At 53.1% G+C, this 17,508-nt stretch carries 15 protein-coding genes; 12 read left to right on the forward strand and 3 right to left on the reverse strand.

Annotation, left to right across the window (positions count from 1 at the left end):
* Window positions 1-2: 2 nt before the first annotated feature.
* The 7 genes from ACTUHY_RS06585 (at window position 3) to ACTUHY_RS06615 (ending at window position 8,237) form a co-directional block, all read left to right on the forward strand.
* Window positions 3-1,313 carry a TRAP transporter large permease gene (locus ACTUHY_RS06585; protein WP_442827080.1) on the forward strand — a complete coding sequence of 437 codons (1,311 nt, stop codon included), beginning with the start codon at window positions 3-5 and terminating at the stop codon, window positions 1,311-1,313.
* 40 nt (window positions 1,314-1,353) lie between these two features.
* A complete protein-coding gene (locus ACTUHY_RS06590) occupies window positions 1,354-2,424 on the forward strand; it encodes a TRAP transporter substrate-binding protein (RefSeq protein WP_442827081.1) in 1,071 nt (356 codons plus the stop codon).
* Between the two features lie 87 nt (window positions 2,425-2,511).
* On the forward strand, window positions 2,512-3,438 hold the full coding sequence (locus tag ACTUHY_RS06595) for a LysR family transcriptional regulator (RefSeq protein ID WP_442827082.1): 927 nt from the start codon (window positions 2,512-2,514) through the stop codon (window positions 3,436-3,438).
* Window positions 3,439-3,453: 15 nt separating this feature from the next.
* Window positions 3,454-5,289 (forward strand): thiamine pyrophosphate-binding protein, encoded by a 1,836-nt coding sequence (locus tag ACTUHY_RS06600; RefSeq protein ID WP_278673681.1) that lies wholly within the window; start codon window positions 3,454-3,456, stop codon window positions 5,287-5,289.
* A gap of 64 nt (window positions 5,290-5,353) precedes the next feature.
* Window positions 5,354-6,229 (forward strand): isocitrate lyase/PEP mutase family protein, encoded by an 876-nt coding sequence (locus tag ACTUHY_RS06605; protein ID WP_278673680.1) that lies wholly within the window; start codon window positions 5,354-5,356, stop codon window positions 6,227-6,229.
* A 12-nt stretch (window positions 6,230-6,241) separates the two neighbouring features.
* Window positions 6,242-7,207: a hydroxymethylglutaryl-CoA lyase gene (locus ACTUHY_RS06610; RefSeq protein ID WP_278673679.1), complete on the forward strand. Its 966-nt coding sequence runs from the start codon at window positions 6,242-6,244 to the stop codon at window positions 7,205-7,207.
* Window positions 7,208-7,292: 85 nt separating this feature from the next.
* On the forward strand, window positions 7,293-8,237 hold the full coding sequence (locus tag ACTUHY_RS06615) for an AEC family transporter (protein ID WP_442827083.1): 945 nt from the start codon (window positions 7,293-7,295) through the stop codon (window positions 8,235-8,237).
* On the opposite strand, the gene ACTUHY_RS06620 is transcribed toward ACTUHY_RS06615, so the two are convergent.
* Window positions 8,234-9,154: a LysR family transcriptional regulator gene (locus ACTUHY_RS06620; protein WP_278673677.1), complete on the reverse strand. Its 921-nt coding sequence runs from the start codon at window positions 9,152-9,154 to the stop codon at window positions 8,234-8,236. The two genes, ACTUHY_RS06615 and ACTUHY_RS06620, sit on opposite strands and share 4 nt — an antisense overlap.
* A gap of 187 nt (window positions 9,155-9,341) precedes the next feature.
* Between ACTUHY_RS06620 and ACTUHY_RS06625 the strand changes: the two genes are divergently transcribed.
* Window positions 9,342-10,781: an aldehyde dehydrogenase family protein gene (locus ACTUHY_RS06625; RefSeq protein ID WP_278673676.1), complete on the forward strand. Its 1,440-nt coding sequence runs from the start codon at window positions 9,342-9,344 to the stop codon at window positions 10,779-10,781.
* 94 nt (window positions 10,782-10,875) lie between these two features.
* Here the strand turns inward: ACTUHY_RS06625 and aroD are convergent, their stop codons facing one another.
* Window positions 10,876-11,631, reverse strand: a complete 756-nt coding sequence (aroD, locus tag ACTUHY_RS06630; RefSeq protein WP_278673675.1) for a type I 3-dehydroquinate dehydratase — start codon at window positions 11,629-11,631, stop codon at window positions 10,876-10,878.
* Between the two features lie 347 nt (window positions 11,632-11,978).
* Here aroD and ACTUHY_RS06635 point away from each other — a divergent pair, with 347 nt between their 5' ends.
* The 4 genes from ACTUHY_RS06635 (at window position 11,979) to ACTUHY_RS06650 (ending at window position 16,286) form a co-directional block, all read left to right on the forward strand.
* The gene (locus ACTUHY_RS06635) at window positions 11,979-13,418 is read left to right on the forward strand and encodes an aminoacyl-histidine dipeptidase (protein WP_278673674.1); all 1,440 of its coding nucleotides are present in this window, start codon (window positions 11,979-11,981) and stop codon (window positions 13,416-13,418) included.
* 10 nt (window positions 13,419-13,428) lie between these two features.
* Window positions 13,429-14,031: a DUF5714 domain-containing protein gene (locus tag ACTUHY_RS06640; RefSeq protein WP_278673673.1), complete on the forward strand. Its 603-nt coding sequence runs from the start codon at window positions 13,429-13,431 to the stop codon at window positions 14,029-14,031.
* A 116-nt stretch (window positions 14,032-14,147) separates the two neighbouring features.
* Window positions 14,148-15,788, forward strand: a complete 1,641-nt coding sequence (locus tag ACTUHY_RS06645) for an ArnT family glycosyltransferase (protein WP_442827084.1) — start codon at window positions 14,148-14,150, stop codon at window positions 15,786-15,788.
* Window positions 15,789-15,794: 6 nt separating this feature from the next.
* The gene (locus ACTUHY_RS06650; RefSeq protein ID WP_278674433.1) at window positions 15,795-16,286 is read left to right on the forward strand and encodes a hypothetical protein; all 492 of its coding nucleotides are present in this window, start codon (window positions 15,795-15,797) and stop codon (window positions 16,284-16,286) included.
* A gap of 184 nt (window positions 16,287-16,470) precedes the next feature.
* Here ACTUHY_RS06650 and ACTUHY_RS06655 read toward each other — a convergent pair whose 3' ends face one another.
* On the reverse strand, window positions 16,471-17,370 hold the full coding sequence (locus ACTUHY_RS06655) for a LysR family transcriptional regulator (protein ID WP_278674431.1): 900 nt from the start codon (window positions 17,368-17,370) through the stop codon (window positions 16,471-16,473).
* Between the last annotated feature and the right edge of the window lie 138 nt (window positions 17,371-17,508).

The following is a 17,508-nucleotide window of genomic DNA, read 5'->3' on the forward strand; positions in this document are numbered from 1 at the left end:
ACATGGCAGCCGTAATGGTATTTGCAGTATTCTTGATTGCTATCGCCGTGTCCATTCCCATCAGTGTCAGCATGATCCTGGGATCGGTGGCACCTATCGAGATCCTCCATAAAGGTGGTTCCATTGTACAGCTCCTGAACAATACATTTTCTGGAGCCAATTCCACGCCGATCCTGGCCGTCCCGCTGTTCATCTTGGGCGGTGTGATCATGGCCAAGGGAGGGATTTCTCGGAAGCTGTTCAACTTCTTTGCTTACTTTGCTGGTCATTTCACCGGCGGACTGCCCTGTGCGGTGATCCTCACTTGTCTGTTCTACGGGGCTATTTCCGGATCCGGTCCGGCTACCACCGCTGCGGTAGGGGCTATGTGCGTCCCTTTCCTGACAGATCTAGGGTATGACAAGACCTGGAGTGCTGGGCTGATCGCTGTAGCCGGCGGTTTGGGAGTCATCATCCCTCCATCTATTCCCTTTGTCCTGTATTCCCTGGCTACTGGGGTCTCCACTGGGGACTTGTTCTTGGGCGGCGTACTTCCCGGTATCCTGATCGGGGTGGCTTTGATGGCCTATGCCGTGTACTACTGTGCTAAAAATGGCGAAGACAAAGAGAAAATCAAGGCTCGGATGGACGAACTGGCAGCGGAAGGCTTCATGAAACTCTTCAAAGACAGCTTTTGGGCGCTGCTCTGCCCGGTGATCGTACTGGGGGGGATCTATACGGGATTCACTACTCCTACAGAAGCAGCGACGGTTTCTGTATTCTACGCCCTGATTGTTTCCCTCTTTATCTACAAGACCATGAAGATCGATGAATTGGTCCCTATGCTCTGTGAATCCGTCAAGACCTATGGCGGTCTGGCCTTCGTCCTGGCTTTTGCTACCGCTTTCGGTCGGGTCCTGTCCCTGACCCGGGCGACCCGGACTGTAGAAACCTTTATCTTGGGGAACTTCCATTCCAGCTTTGCAGTCCTGTCCATCCTTGTAGTCTTCTTCTTCCTGTTGGGCATGGTCATGGATACGGGTCCGGCCATCATCATCCTGGCACCGGTGTTGCTGCCAGCCTGTGTGAAACTGGGTGTAGATCCTGTCCATCTGGGCGTAGTGCTGGTCTGCTGCCTGTCCATCGGTCTGGCCACTCCGCCTTTCGGCTTGGATCTTTTCGTGGCCGGCAATATTGCAGAGCGGCAGCCCATGGATGTGGCCCGGAAAGCAGTCCCCTTCATCCTGGCTTTCGTAGTGGCTCTGTTCATCATCACCTATGTACCCAGTATTTCGACCTATCTGCCAGGGCTTTTGAAAGTGGCAGCCAAATAAATCGGTACAGTACAGAATTTGTTCAAAGGGAGGCAGTATCATGAAAAAATCTTGGAAAAAAGCGGCAGGCGTGTTGTTGGCAGGGCTGATGCTCATGGGTCTCACCGGCTGCGGCGGGGAAGACACCAAAAAAGAAGCCGCGGGGAGCGGGGAGTATGCCAAACTGAAAACGGTGGAACTGATCGGGGCGGACTCTGCTGGGAAAGATTCTGCCGGTCAGCGGTTCGGAGAACTGGTGGCCAAGAATGTGGATAAGATCACCGGCGGGAAAATGAAGATCGATTACCATCCTAACTCAGAACTGGGCGGGGACGAAGATCTGCTCCGACAGCTGAAATCCAATGATATCCAGATCGTAGTCAGCCAGATGGCTCCGGTGACTGCCATCATTCCGGAAACCGCCGTATTCGATATGCCCATGTCGTTTGCCAAATACAACGGCAAGACCATCGATAAAGTCCTGAACGGGAACGGAGAATTCCATAAGAAACTTTCCGGCGCCTATGAAAAGGCGGGGCTCCATTATCTGGGAATCCTGCAGAATGCCACTTTCCGCCTGACTACGGCCAATAAAGACTTGAAGACCCTGGATGATTTCAAAGGGCTGAAGATCCGGACCATGAGCAATAAGAACCACATGGCCTTCTGGTCCGCCCTGGGGGCCAATCCCACTCCGCTGGCTTGGCCGGAACTCTACTTCGCTCTCCAGAGCGGAACCGTGGATGCTGAAGAGAATGCGGCAGATACCATTGTTTCTGCTAACTTCAATGAAGTCCAGAAGTATGTGGCGGATACCAACCATATCCTCTATGCCAACCAGATCTGCATCAATAAGAAAGCGTATGACAGCCTGGATCCGGCTTACCAGAAGGCCCTGAACCAGGCAGTGCAGGAAGCCTTGAAAGAACTGGCACCTACCCTGGCCAAAGTGGATAAGGACAATAAAGAAGCCTTGAAAAAGAAGGGAATGACCCTGGTGACCTATGATAAATCCTTCTATGACCAAGTATTGGCCATCCCTGCAGTACAGGAACTGAATAAGAAAATCAATGAGCAAGTGGGCGGTTTAGGCGAACTGCTGACCAAAGAATTGGATGCCGCCAGCAAATAAAGCCTGGCTACCCCTGAGAAAAGGCTGGATATGGTAAAATGGATATGTCAATCTTGCCATATCCGGCCTTGAGGGGGAATCGACACTATGCAATTACAATGGCTGTACTATTTCACGACAATCGCAGAACTGGAACATTATACGAAAGCTGCCTACCGCCTCCATGTGAGCCAGTCCAATCTGAGCCACGCCATGCGGGACATGGAAAATGAATTGGGGACCAAACTGTTCGAGCCCCACGGCCGGAACATCCGACTGACCAAGGCGGGAGAACTGTTCCTTCCTTATGCCCTGCGGACACTGGATACCCTGGAATCAGGGATTAACACGCTGAGAGAATATACCAATCCCAATACAGGGAGCATCAACTGTGCGGGCTTTTATTCCATCGAAGCCTTTGCCACGGATCTCCTGATCCGGTACCGGAGTGAGACCAACCGGCTGGGAGTCCAATTCCAGTACGGTTCCCAGGGGTGGTATGACCTGCAGAAAAATCTGCTGGCAGGGAAAGTGGACCTGATCTTCTGCACCAAAATCGAGGCGCCTCATATTGGAGCCTGTTACATCGGGAGCCATCCTTTGGTGGCCTTGGTGCCAGAACGCCATCCCCTGGCCCGGCGGAAAATCCTGAAGATGAAAGACTTCCAGGGCATGGATTTCGTTGCTTTCGATGTTTCCGGACAGATCCGGAAACAACTGGATCAGCTCTTCCTAGAACAGGACATCCAAGTCAATGTGGTCATGGAAAGCCCCAATGATGTGATCCTTTATGGAGTAGTAGCGGCAGGCCATGGAGTGGCCATCGTTCCCTATCCTCTGATGGGAGTCCCCTTTGGAACCAAGATCGTCCCTATCGAGGACGGTATCCGGGAACGGGGAATCTATCTGCAATGGAACAAGGAACGGTATGCGGCTCCGGCCGTGGAATATTTCAAGAATTACGTCATCCGCAGCGGAGACGTACTGAATCAGTATTTTCAACGGAAAGGGATTGCCCTTGCCAATACGGAATAAACAGGAGGGAATGAGATGACGAAGAAACTGGTGGCCGATCTGATGGTGGATTACCTGGAACGGCGGGATGTAAAATATGTATTCGGTCTGTGCGGCCATACGGTGATCGGGATGCTGGATGCCCTGAGCCGCAGCAAAAAAGTGAAATACATTTCCAATCGGCATGAAGCCGTGGCTTCTACGGCAGCGGACGGCTATGCCCGGGTGACCCACAAGGCTTCTGTGGTCCTGTGCCACCTGGGACCTGGCCTGACCAATGTGCTCACGGGGGTAGCCAATGCGGCCTTTGATTCCATCCCTATGGTGGTCATAGCCGGGGATGTGCCCAGTTATTACTTTGGCAAGCATCCCCATCAGGAAGTGAACATGCATGGGGACGGGACCCAGTACCGGATCCTGGAACCGGTGGTGAAACGGGCCTGGCGGGTGGATGACCCGGAATCTATGGCGGAAATCATGGACAAGGCTTTCCGACTGGCGGAGTCCGGCCGTCCTGGGCCTGTGCTCATCGATGTTCCCATGGATATCTTTTCCCGGGAAGTGGAAGATTATATTTGGGACCGGACCTATAAAGACAGCCACATCACCATGAAACCGGCCCTGGATCCGGCAGCGGCCAAAGCCATCGCAGAGAAACTGGTGGCGGCGGAACACCCGGTGATGCATGCCGGCGGGGGAATCCTCCTGGCCCAGGCATCGGATGACCTGGCAGCCTTGGCGGAATTCCTGGATATCCCCGTATCCCGGACATTGATGGGACAGGGCTGCATCAGCGATGCTCATCCCCTGATGATCGGCCAGACCGGTTTCTGGGGCATGGAATTCACCCATTCCCTGACTTCTCAAGCCGATGTGATCCTGGGCCTGGGGACCCGGTTCGCAGAAGCGGACAGTTCCAGCTGGTACCGGGGTGTCACCTTTGATCCGGACCATACGGAATTCCTCCAGATCGATATCGACCCGGCAGAAATCGGCCGGAACTATCCGGTGGCTATTGGGGCCGTAGGGGACCTGAAATTAGGACTCCAGCAGATCCTGGCGGAAGCAAAGAAAATCTGTCCGGAAGGAAAGCAGCATCCGGAACTGCGGAAAGCCATCGCAGAGGCCAAAGCGGCTTTCAAGAAGCGGAATGAAGCCATTGCCCATGACGGACGCTTCCCCATGACACCTCAGCGGATCCTGAAAGACGTGAAAGAAGTCCTGCCGGAAGATGCGGAAATCTTCACGGATGTGGGATGGAACAAGAACGGGGTGGCCCAGCAGTATGATATCACTGTCCCCGGGACCATCCACCATTCTTCTGGTTTGGCTACCATGGGTTTTGGAGCCTCTGCTGTTTTAGGAGGAAAGCTGGGGGCACCGGACAAAATCTGCATCACTCTCACCGGTGACGGGGGCTTCGGGGTGAACCCAACCTGCCTGGCTACAGCCGTGGAACAAAACATCCCCTGCACCTGGGTCGTCATGAACAACTCAGCCTTCGGGACCATTGCCGGCCTGGAAAATGCCAATTACGGGACCAAATTCGGGACCACTTTCCATACGCCGGATGGGGAATCCTACAGTCCCAGCTGGGCCGGAGTGGCTAGAGCGTACGGGGTGGAAGCCATCTGTGTCCATAGCGCGGATGAATTCAAACCAGCCATGGAAGCGGCATTGAAAGCCAATCGGGAAGGCCGTCCCTTCCTGGTGGAAGCCCCTATGGAAAATATCGTCGTACCTACTCCCGGCTGCTGGAATATCAATGATATCTACAGCCCTAATAAACTGGTAGAAGATGGAAAACTGGTGAAAAACGAAAAGGGCGAATTCGTCGCTCCGAATCATGCGAAATCCCATAAGGGAAAATAATGGAAAAGCTAAGGCTCTGTTTTCCCTGTGAAACAGAGCCTTTTTCGGGAGAAAGGAGCAGCGTATGAGTATGAAGAAAAAAGAGCGGATGACCACGAAACTGCGCCGTCTGCTAGCTGAAAATGATTATCTGGTGGCTCCCTGCGCCTATGATGCCCTGAGTGCACGGGCTATTGAAGTAGCGGGGTTCCAGGTCTGCGGCACCACTGGGTATGGGATGCATGGGGTGGTCCTGGCCCAGCCGGATTCCGGTCTCTTGGCCTTGAATGAATCGGTAGATATCTTGAGCAAAATGGCAGATGCCGTAGATATACCTATTATCTGTGATGCGGAGGGAGGCTATGGCAATGCCTTGAATGTGATCCGGACTGTGAAGGAATATGAAAAGACGGGGGTGGCAGGTTTCTTTATCGAAGACCAGCAGCAGCCGCCTAACTGTCCCTTCCTGTCTAAGACCGAAGTCATCAGTGTGGAAGAGATGTGCGGAAAGATCCGGGCAGCCGTGGATACCCGCAAGGATCCGGATCTATTGATCATCGCTCGGACCGATGCACCGGATGAAGAGGCCGTTGACCGAGCCAACGCCTATCTGGAAGCTGGCGCAGACATGGTGAAGATCCTGCCCAAATCCCGGGAAGCGCTGGTCAGCCTGCCGGAAAAAGTCCACGGCCCCATCCATCTAGGCTATTTCCCCAATCAGCCCTTCTTTAAGGATTTCACAACGGAAGACTGCGGCAAAAAATTGGGGTACAAGATCATCACATTCCCCTTCAGCGTATTATTCGCTCAAGTCGCTGCCGAAATGCGGATCCTCAAATACATCAAGGAACACGGGACTCCAGAAGGATACCAGGGGGATATGATCGATTTCGAGACTTACATCAAACTGGTCCATGTGGATGAATTAGTGGAGGCGGGGAACCGCTATATCAAGAAATAAGAGGTGGACAGGATGGCATTGACTCATGTAAAACAAGTACGCATCTGCGAAGTGGGCCTCCGGGACGGTTTGCAGAATGAAAAAAAGATCATGACCACGGAACAGAAGATCCAGGCTGTGAAAGATTTGACAGAGGCCGGGTTCCCCGTCATCGAAGTGGGGAGTTTCGTCAGTCCCAAAGCAGTGCCTCAGGTGGCCGATACAGATGCTGTATTCCAGGGCATTGAACAGAAACCGGGGGTAGAATACCGGGCCTTGATCGCCAACCTGAAAGGGGTAGAACGGGCCATTGCCTGCGGCTGCCAGAAAGTGAAACTGAATGTCTCCGCTTCTGTCGCCCATAACCTGGCCAACCTGAACTGCACACCGGCAGAAAGCGTAGCACGGTTCGCTGTCTGCGTAGAGCGGGCGAAAGAAGCAGGCATCGGCATTTCCGGCTCTATTTCCATGGCATTCGGATCCCCCTGGGACAAGGAGATCCCGGTGAGTGTGGTGTGCAAGATCATCGATGCCTACCGGGAAGTGGGAATCCAGGAAATCAGTCTCTCAGATGCATCCGGTATGGCCTATCCGTCCCAGGTGGCAGAAATCTGTCGGACGGTGAAAGCAAAATATCCTGACTGTTCTTGGTGGCTCCATTTCCACAATACCCGGGGCCTGGGAATTGCCAATATCTTAGCGGGACTCAGTGAAGGCTTTACCCAGTTCGATACCAGTTTTGCCGGGACTGGCGGCTGTCCTTTTGTACCGGGAGCAGCTGGGAATGTATCCAGTGAAGATGTAGTCCATATGCTGGACGAAATGGGGATTGCCACGGGCATCGATCTGGACAAGCTCATGGCCATCAGCCGGCAGGTGGCAGAATTCCTGGACCATCCTACGGACAGTTACCTGCTCCGGGCGGGGAAAGCCAGCGACCTGATCCTGGATGTGCCTACCCGGCAGGGGAAAAACCATACCCTGGCTCCTGGAAAATAAAAAAACAGCGAGCAAAAGACCCGCATAAAGGAGTAAAATACCTTTGTGCGGGTTGATTTTCGTATGGATGAGGAGGCAAGAAATAGTGAACTATGCCCAGCTCTTTACTGTTTTCTTTGATGTTTTCTGCCCTTTGGCAACAGGATATTTCCTGCGGCGGCGGAACTGGATGACGATGGCCCAGTGCAATGGGATGATGCTGTTCAATGTGGTGGTGCTGATCACGGTCATGAACCTGCTCAGTTTCTGGATCCTGCCTCTGAAAGGAGATTTGCTCCTGCTGCCTTTCCTGAGCCTCTTGGTGGCCTTCCTGTCGGCAGGGATGATGGTCCCCTTATGCCGGCATCTATCTTTTGTGGATCGAGGGACATTAGTAGTAGCTGCCATGCTGGCCAATATCGGTACCTTGGCCGGTATCTGCGGCTATATCCTCTATGGGGAATTGAGCTTTGCCTATATCCAGCTTTTTGCCGTGCCCCAGAATATCCTGATGGTGGTGCTGGCTTTTCCTCTGGCCCAGTATTATGCGGCCCGGGAAGGCAGTGCTGACGGGGCGGCTCCTCTGCATTTCAGTCTCCGGGAGCTGCTCTTTACCCGGAAACAGCTGGGAGTGGCCGGGATGCTGATCGGGCTGGGGCTGCAGCTGTTCCAGGTGGAACGCCCCGTCTTTGTCACCGACTTTTTTCGGCTGCTGGTCCATATCCAGGCCTGGATCGCTTTTACGCCGGTGGGCTATACCATTGATTTCCATCGGGCTTTTCGCTGCCTGCGGCAGGCTGTAGGACTGCTTCCCATCCGCTTCCTGCTGGTGCCTCTGCTGATCTGCGGGGCCTCCAGCCTGGTGGTTGCAGACCCGGTGATCCTCGGGACCATTTTCCTGGCCGCTTCAGCGCCTGTGGCCATCAATGCAGTGATCACTGCCCAGCTATTCCATCTGGACGTAGATTTAGCTGTAGCGGCTTTCCTGGAGACGACCCTTGTCTATGTGGCGGTCCTATTTCCGTTTGCGTATATCTTCTTTCGCTGTTAGCGGATGGAAGCAGCAGGGAGAGAATCCGTCTGGTGCAGGCCATAGTGGGTGACGATGAAATCTTTTACAGTTTCCACAGCCGGGCTCATAGGACGGTCTGGATCCCAGAGCAGGAATACATTCCGGATGAAACTGGCTTCCTGCTCAGCGATGGGCAGAGCCACTACCCTAGCCGTATGCATGGTAGGGATTTCCGGCAGGATCCCTACGCCGAATTTTAAATCGATATACTGGAGGGCCGCATTGCATTCTTGGACTTCGAAGACCAGGCGGGGAGTGATATGATGGGCCAGGAAGGCTCTGTCCAACTGATCTCGGAGATTGCTGCCCCGGGTTAGGCCGATGATGGGTTCCTGGGCGAAATCTCCAAATGTCACATAGCTTTTTTTGGCCAGGGGGTGTTCCAGGGGAACCACCAGGTAGAGAGGCTGTTTCATCACCAGGCAGGTTTGGATCCCCGGTCCGCGATGGGTGGAAAAACCCAGGTCCAGTTTTCCCTCTTTTACCAGGGAATAGATTTCATAGGAGGTCCCTTCCATGAATTGGAAATGGATTTTGCGGTGTTCGGGTGCTTGATAGAAGGATTCGATGAGGGGCGGCACAAAGGATGACGAAATGGAATGGAAGTAGCCCAGCTGGAGGATATTTTTTTCCTCTCCCTTCATGGTCTGCAGGGAAAGCTTTCCTTGATCCAGGCAGAGAAGGGCTTTTTGGACATAGGGCAGGAATTGCTGCCCGTAAGGGGTCAGGGCAATGTGCCGTTTTTCCCTCAGGAACAGCTTGACACCCAGTTCTTTTTCCAATTCATTGATGGCATAGGACAGACTGGGCTGGGATATGTGCAGTTCCTGGGCTGCGCGGGTATAGTGGAGCATCCTGGCAAGGGTTTCGAAATAAAGCAGCTGCAGCAGTGTCATGTATTCTACCTCCTTTTCTGCTGGTTGTATTCTACCATAGGGCTGGGCAGGGGGACAACAAAATCATAGAGACATTCTATCATGAATCCAGAAAACATGTATTGGAGTTCTTTTTCAATTATCAGTATACTCTAAATAGAAAGAGGAATGATAAAAATCCAATAAAAATAGAAAAGGAGAGATTAGCATGGCGACGAGAGAAGCAACCCCTGAAGAAATCCAAATGGTGGAGGAAAAGATCGCTCGGGCAAGAGCTGCCCAGAAAATCATCGAAACCTATGATCAGGCCCGTGTGGATAGACTGTGCCAGGCCGTGGCGGCTGCCGTCTGTGATATGAAAGTCTGGGGACCTATCTGTGATGAAGCTGTGGACGAAACCAGCCTGGGAGACAAAATCAGTAAACGGAACAAACGGAATAAGATCAAACTGATCCTGAGAGAATGTCTGCGCAATCCCAGCATCGGAATCATCGAAGAGATCCCGGAAAAAGGCATCGTGAAATACGCCAAACCAGTAGGAGTGATCGCTTCCCTGGTACCGACTACCAACCCCTGCCTGACACCGGCTGGACAGGTGATCTTCTCTATCAAGTGCCGGGATACGATCGTCTTTTCTCCCCATCCCAGAGCCAAAAATGTAACCAACAAGATCATCAACATCATCCGGGATACCCTGGTACGGGAAGGGGCTCCGGCGGATATCCTCCAGGGCATCGAGAAACCCAGCATTGCCGTATCGGCTGAACTGATGAAACGGGCAGACTTGATCATCGCTACTGGTGGGCGGCCCATGGTGAAAGCAGCCTACAGCCAGGGAGTCCCGGCTTATGGCAGCGGGGCTGGCAACGCAACGGTCATCATCGACAATACCTGCAATACTCCGGAACGGCAAAAAGAAGCCGCTGAAAATACCCGGATCTCCAAGACTTCTGACTTTGGCTCTGGATGCTCCTGTGACGGGAACCTGGTGATTTCCGAAGAAGTCTATGATGGGTTCGTCAAGGCCCTGGTAGAACAGGGAGCCTATCTGGCTACGGAAGAAGAGGCTGAAAAGATCAAGAAAGTCATGTGGGATGAAACCGGCCACCGGCTGCCGGATACGGTTGCCATCAGCCCTCAGAAACTGGCGGAAGCCGCTGGCTTCACCATTCCGGCGGATCGGAAGTTCATTGCTGTGACCGGCGGCGGGATCGAACATGTGGGGAAACAATTCTTCTTCTCCAGCGAGAAACTGACCACACTCCTGACCCTGTTCAAATACAAGGGTGAATTTGAAAATGCCCTGGATATGATGCGGGCTATCTTTGAAGTCGGGGGCAAAGGCCATTCCTGCGGCATCTACTCTTTTGACGATGATCACATCAATCGTCTGGGCATGGCAGCTCCGGTCTCTCGGATCATGGTCCGCCAGCCCAATAACCGGGGCAATTCCGGATCTGCCTGGAACGGCATGCCGCCCACTTCTTCCATGGGCTGCGGTACCTGGGGCGGCAACATCGTATCCGAAAATATTTCCCTGAAGCATTATATGAATACCACTTGGGTATCCCGTCCTCTGAAGTACGACATGCCTTCCAATGAAGAACTCTTTGGAGATTTCTTCAAACCGGGTATGGATGAAGAATGATCGGTTTCCTTCTCCTATTTCCATAAAAAAGCTCCACGGCCACCCCCTCTGGGCCGTGGAGCTTTTTTTATATGGATGAGTCAGACACGCTTCCTCAAGATAGGCTCTTCAGGAATATGGACAATCCGTTGGCTGGCAGCTGACCTGGAGCGGACGCTTTTCCGGCTGTACCGAAAGTGATGGCAGAGCCGAAAACTTGACCGCAGATCCGGCTGACCACGCCCAGATGTCCCATGGACATGGTGATCACCGGGGTATCATTGTATTCTTCCTTCATAGTCAAGGTCGTATCCAGGAGGGTCAGGACATCCCGCTCCGATTGGGGCATCACAGCATATTTGACTAGGTCACAGCCCAGTTCCTGCATCTTTACCAGGCTGCGGATGATTACATCTTTATCCGGGGTATTCTTGAAATTGTGCCGGGATCCCAGGACTTTCACTCCAGCATCATGAGCTGCCTGGACGATAGCCTTGACGGTCTTCTCCCCTCGGGACAGCTCCACGTCCACGATGTCGATCAGGCCACTGTCAATGACTGCAAGGAGGAGTTCTGTATAATCTTGGGTGTCGATTTCCATCATGCCCCCTTCCACATCGGTCCGGATGGTGAAAAGTACAGGCAAGTTCCACAGCTGGTTGCGGAAGAGTGTCAAGGGTTTGATCCGGACTTCTGGATCAGTGACATCATTATAGAAATCCCCTCTCCATTCAATCAGGTCACAAGGGGAATTCATAATCAGATTGACCGATTTTTTGACCCCTGCATAATCGGAATCAGAAATGGGAATGGCAATTTTCGGGATCCCTTCGCCGATTTTGATATTTTTGACAGTGACAACCTTGTTCATGGTAAAGACTCCTTTTATCCCCCTGCTGTACAGTGTCTATTGTAAATAAATAAAAATATAATACGATTTCACCATATTGTCAAATAAAATGGAAAAACAGGGATAAATATAAGGAAAGTTGTACAATAAGAAACGGATCTTTTCTAATAAGCGCGGGAAATCAGGGGGACTGACGCTAGGGAAGAGTCGAAAGTTCCAAAAATCTATGTTATACTTTTCCTATAGTGGATAAAAAACAGCAGCGGATAAAGGATCAGCGGCAGGAAATCACGACAGGTTCTCGGTGCACTGTTGGAAATCTTCGGTGCAGCATGGAACCAATCAAACGGCAAAGGAGATCATGCGCTATGGATATCTTGGCTTCTCTGGAACCCCGGCGGGTGTTCCATTTCTTTGAAGAATTAACGAAGATCCCTCATGGTTCCCGGCATACCAGGGCCATCAGTGACTGGCTGGTGGATTTTGGCCGGCAGCGGGGATTGGAGGTCCATCAGGATGCCCTGAACAATGTGATCTTGGTGGGACCGGCTTCTCCCGGCTATGAAGAAGCAGAACCGGTGATTTTCCAGGGCCATATGGATATGGTCTGCGAAAAGGCACCGGGCTGTCCCAAAGATATGGAAAAGGAAGGGCTGGATCTGGAAGTTTCTGGAGACGAGATCACGGCCCGGGGAACCACCTTGGGGGCAGATGACGGGATCGCCGTAGCTATGGGGCTGGCGCTCCTGGATGATCCTTCCATCCCTCGGCCCCGTCTGGAAGCGGTCTTTACGGTGGATGAAGAAATCGGTATGTTGGGAGCCGTGAAGCTGGACGCCAGCGGTCTCCAAGGCCGGCGGATGATCAACCTGGATTCGGAGGAAGAAGGGATCTTTACGGTAGGCTGTGCTGGGGGCGTGGACCTGAACTGCGCCCTGCCGATCCATCGGGAAGCATTTGCCGGGACTTGTCTGGAAGTGAAGATCAGCGGGCTCACAGGAGGCCATTCCGGCACAGAGATCCATAAGGGTCGGGCCAATGCAGATCGGCTGCTGGGCCGTCTCCTGCTGCAGCTGGATCGGAAAGTCCTGTACCGGCTGGTAGAAGTGGAAGGGGGGACCAAGGACAATGCCATCCCCCGGGAAGCCCGGGCCCTGGTGGTCACTCCGGAACCGGAACGATTCCAGGAAGGTGTGGAAACCTTCAGAAAAACGGTACAGCAAGAGTATCGTGTGACGGATCCGGCACTGGAGGCCACGGTGGAACCAGCCGCTGGGAATCGGCTGCCGATGGACCGGCTCTCTACGGAAAGAATCCAGTGTCTCCTGACCAGCCTGCCGGACGGGGTACAGGTCATGAGCCCGGAACTGGCCGGCATGGTCCAGACTTCTCTGAATCTGGGCATCCTCTACACAGAAGAAGATCAGGTCTGTGCGGCTCTTTTGGTCCGTAGCAGTGTGGAAAGCCAGAAGGAAATGGTGGCAGAGCGGATCGAAGGGCTCCTGCGGCAGCTGGGCGGACAGGTGTTCCGGGCTGGGGATTATCCAGGCTGGTCCTATCGGGCAGATTCTCCCCTGCGGGATCTGTTCGTCCAGGTCTACCGGGAACAGTATGGGAAAGACCCCAAGGTGGAAGCCATCCATGCAGGGGTAGAGTGTGGCATGTTCGCCGCCAAGCTCCCGGGATTGGATTGCATTTCTTTGGGGCCCACCCTGACGGATATCCATACGTATCGAGAAACCATGCACATCGCCTCTGTACAGCGGACCTGGAACCTGCTGCTGGAAGTGCTGGGACGGATGAAATGAGGTGTATTCCATGGATGATTTGGAACAACGGACCCAGGCTATCATCGAAGCCTGTGCCCAGGAAAAGGAAACCAATCCTCTGGCTGTATTCCGGCACGTAGCTGGGAAGGAATTTGTCCGGATCCACGGTCCGGAGCATCATGTATTGGATGGGGCCTGTCTATTGACAGCGCTCCATAACGCCGGTATGGCGTTTGATCTGCCGGAACTTTTAAGCAGACTGCGGCAGGAGGGCCTCCAAATGCCTGGAGCCATTTGCGGCCACTGGGGCGTCTGCGGAGCGGTGGCTTCCGTGGGGGCGGCTTTGGCCCTGCTGGAAGAGACCGGGCCTTTGACTGCGGGCCCTTCCTGGGGCAGCCATATGACCTATACGTCCGAGGCGCTGGCCAACCTGGCAGCTATCGGCGGCCCTCGCTGCTGCAAACGGGATGCCTATACAGCCCTGAAAACGGCCATTCCCTACGTCAAGGAACGGTTCGGGATCACCCTGCCGGAAGAAAAGACGGTCTGCGGCTTCTATCCCAAGAATGAACAGTGTCTGGGGGAAAGGTGTCCGTATAATCCGAAGAGGACTGTTGCCCCTGCAACAGTCCGTCAGACGTCTGAACTATGACAAAGGGGTTGTTGTGCGTGTGTGATTTTCACACGTGCAACAACCCCTTCCTTCTTCTCCCATTCTAGTGTAAAATAGATTCAATATGTATACGCTAAAGCATTGGAGGAACGTGTATGAAGAAGAAATACTGGCTGGGGTTCTGGGCCGCAGCTATTTTTTTACTGTTTTTCATGAATTCCGCCCTGCCTCTTACGGACAGTGTGGAAGGAAATTATGCCCTGACGGCCAAGGAAATGGTCTTGAGCGGCGATTGGCTTTCTCCCCAGATCTATGGCCGGTACTGGTATGACAAGCCGGTCTTTGCCTACTGGATGATCGCCTTGGGCTTCAAGATCTTTGGGTTCAGTGAATTCGGGGCCCGTTTCTTTCCCTCCCTCTTTGGTTTGGGCGGTCTCTGGCTCACGGTCCAGGCAGGCAAAAGGCTGTATCGGGAAGAAGTGGGGTTCCTCAGCGGGGTCCTGCTGCTCATGACCCTGGAGTTTTTCACCATTTCCAAAAGCGTCCTGACAGACGGGATGCTGTTCCTCTTCATGGATGGGGCCCTGCTGTGTTTCTTCTTGGGATACAGCAGCCGGGAAAAGAATTGGTATTACGGTGTCTATCTCCTTTCTGCCCTGGCGACCCTGACCAAAGGCCCCATCGGGTTCCTGATGCCTGGATTCATCATCACCCTGTTCCTGCTCTATCAAAAAGACTGGAAATGCCTGAAAGATGCGAAACTGGCCACTGGGATCCCGCTCTTCCTTTTGGTGGCCCTGCCCTGGTACATTGCCATGGCACGGGTCCATCCAGACTTCCTGGGCAGTTTCCTGGGGACACAGAACGTCCTGCGGGCTACGGTTTCGGAACACCCTCGGGATAATGTGATCTGGTATTATACGGCGGTGAATATCCTGAATGCCTATGCTTGGGTTGGGCTTGTGCCCGGCATGCTGTGGAACCTGCTGCGGAAAAACGGGAAATGGCATTATCCGGCGCCTCGGGAGGCCTTCCTGCTGTTGTGGATCGCTGCTGTCTTTGTCTTTTTCCAATGCATGGCCACAAAATACATTACCTATACGTATCCTCTGCTGCTGCCCCTGTGCGTGCTCACAGCCGATTATATCTGGAAAAAGGGCAGCGGCCTGGAGATGCGCTGGATGCTCTTGGGCAATATCCTTTTCTATGGAGCTTTGACTTTCGCCGCTTCTAAGGTGACCCGCCTGGCTCCCGGGGTATTCCCCAATCCCCACAACCTGTTCTATTTCATGTTGATCTATACCCTCTGCATGGTGGTGCTGGCTTTCCATAAATACAAGGGGAAGAGCAGCCAGGAAGTCCTTTCCACGGTGGTATTGCTGACCATCGGCTTCCATTGCTGCAGCCTGGATCTTTTGGCCAAACCTCTTATGGAAGATGTGACCGGGAAGACAGCGGCCCAGTTCATCAATGCTGTGGTACCGGAAGATATGCCCATTTACATCCGGGGCGGCGGCTATCCGACTTCCGGCGTATTCTATACGGGCCGGGAAATGGTGATGCTGGTGCCCGATGAGGAGGCCGAAGCTTTCAAACCCCGGAAAGACAGCTGGTCGGCTAAGAACATCATGCCCTGGACCACCTATGGACAGGTCCGGGAACAGCCGGGCAAAGCGGTGGTGCTGGTGGATACCAAGACACGGAAACTGAAGACACAGCTGGAAGAAGATTGGCCCGGCATCTGGAAGAGAGTGAAACTGCCCGGCCAGTGGACCGTCATGATCAAAGAAAGGTAGGCCGTTATGGAAGAAGAAAAAATCCGTTCCTATCTGGAACGGCAGGATTTTATCGGTTTCCAAGTGCATCAGGAGGAATTGGACCATCCGGACGAGCTCCAGCGGTATTTCCAACTGCTGGGCTTGGTTGGGAGCCAGCCGGCTTTAGCCCGGAAATTCTGTGGACGCTGGGGACTTTCTTTTGCCGAGGATTGCGGTCCGGCCCTATGGGAAAACCAGGGAGCGGTGGATTTTGTCCAGAAGTTGGGGGAGGCCTTTCCCTATCTCTTTTTCTTGGCGGAAAAAGAAGGGGAGACCCTGAAGCTGCTGGTGATGCTCACTTGCCAAAGTGACCAGGTCCAGGGCGACAACCTCTCCCTGGATCCGGAAAAGTTCAGCAACTATCTGAAAAAACAGCTGAAGGGGCTGCTGCTGCTCAGTGAAAAAGCGGGATTGAGTCCGGAGAATGCCCAGGGAATGATCCAGGATATCTATGGGTATTTCGGACTGGCTGACTGAAGAGTCAAATTCACAAATCATTCAAGAATTTGCCCTTCCTTTGACACAGGTCATGGGTATACTAATAATCGTAGCAGGGATTACCCCTCCTTGTTACATCTTCCCCATCAAATCATCATAAACAACTTCCTTTCAAGGAAAAAGCCTTCTGCTTCCCCAGCAGAAGGCTTTTTCCTTTTGTGATTCATTGAGGGGCTGTTTCAGCGGTTTCCAGGATCGCTCCCTGTTTCCGGGCAAATTCCAGGATGGTCTGGAGGGTTTCGTTTCCTACGGCATCCTTCTGCCACAGCATCTCGATTTCATAATACAAGGGTGGGTCCAGGGAGATGGGGACCAGGTCAGGCTCTCGTTCCGCCAGGGCACGGTAGAGGAATCCGCCAGCCACTCCGCTGCGGATCAGCTGGATCTTGGTATAGAGCTGGGTGGTGGACCACTGGACCCGGGGGGTGCAGCGCTCCTGGTGGAATCGTTCCAGGATGGTTTCCCGGAAATTTTGGCTGCCTTCGATTTCTACCAGATCTTCTTGGGCCACTTGGGCAAGGGAAAGAGATCTTTCTTGGGCATAAGGATGATTCCGGCTGACACAGTAGACGATTTCACTTTTCTTCATAGGCTGGGATCCTACTGTGCCTGGATTGATATTCCTGCCACTGACGATGGCGATGTCGATCCGATTGTCTTGGAGGGCTTTCCGCAGGGTCAGGGAAGTCCCATGATGGAGTTCCAGGCGGATCTCTGGATGTTCTTTATGGAACTGGGCCAGCATAGGGATTTCCTGGGCCTCGATCATGGGAGGGAGCCCCACCCGGATGGATGTATTCTTTTTCTGCAAACGGGTCATATCATCTGTGATCTGCTTGGCCCGCTGGAGCAGTTCTTCTACTTCCAGGGAAAAGTATGACCCTTCCGTGGTCAGGATCAGTTTCTTATGGGAACGTTTGAACAGCTTCAGCCCGAACTCCTCTTCCAGCTCCCGGATGGCCGCTGAAACAGCAGGTTGGGAAATGTGGAGTTCTTCGGCCGCCTTGGTAATGCTGTGCTGGCGGCAAACCTCCTGAAAATAGCGCAGTTGATGTAATTTCATGGATTTTCCTCCCAAACCTGGGGATCTTCCGCTAGCATCGGAGAATCCCGATTTTCCCTTTATAAATGTCTTGTCTTTTATACATTATATAAAAAACGTCCGAAAAAAATAACAACAGGTTCAATTATGATAAAAATA

This window comes from Acidaminococcus nyctereutis (assembly GCF_052216985.1).
GTDB lineage: Bacteria > Bacillota > Negativicutes > Acidaminococcales > Acidaminococcaceae > Acidaminococcus > Acidaminococcus fermentans_A.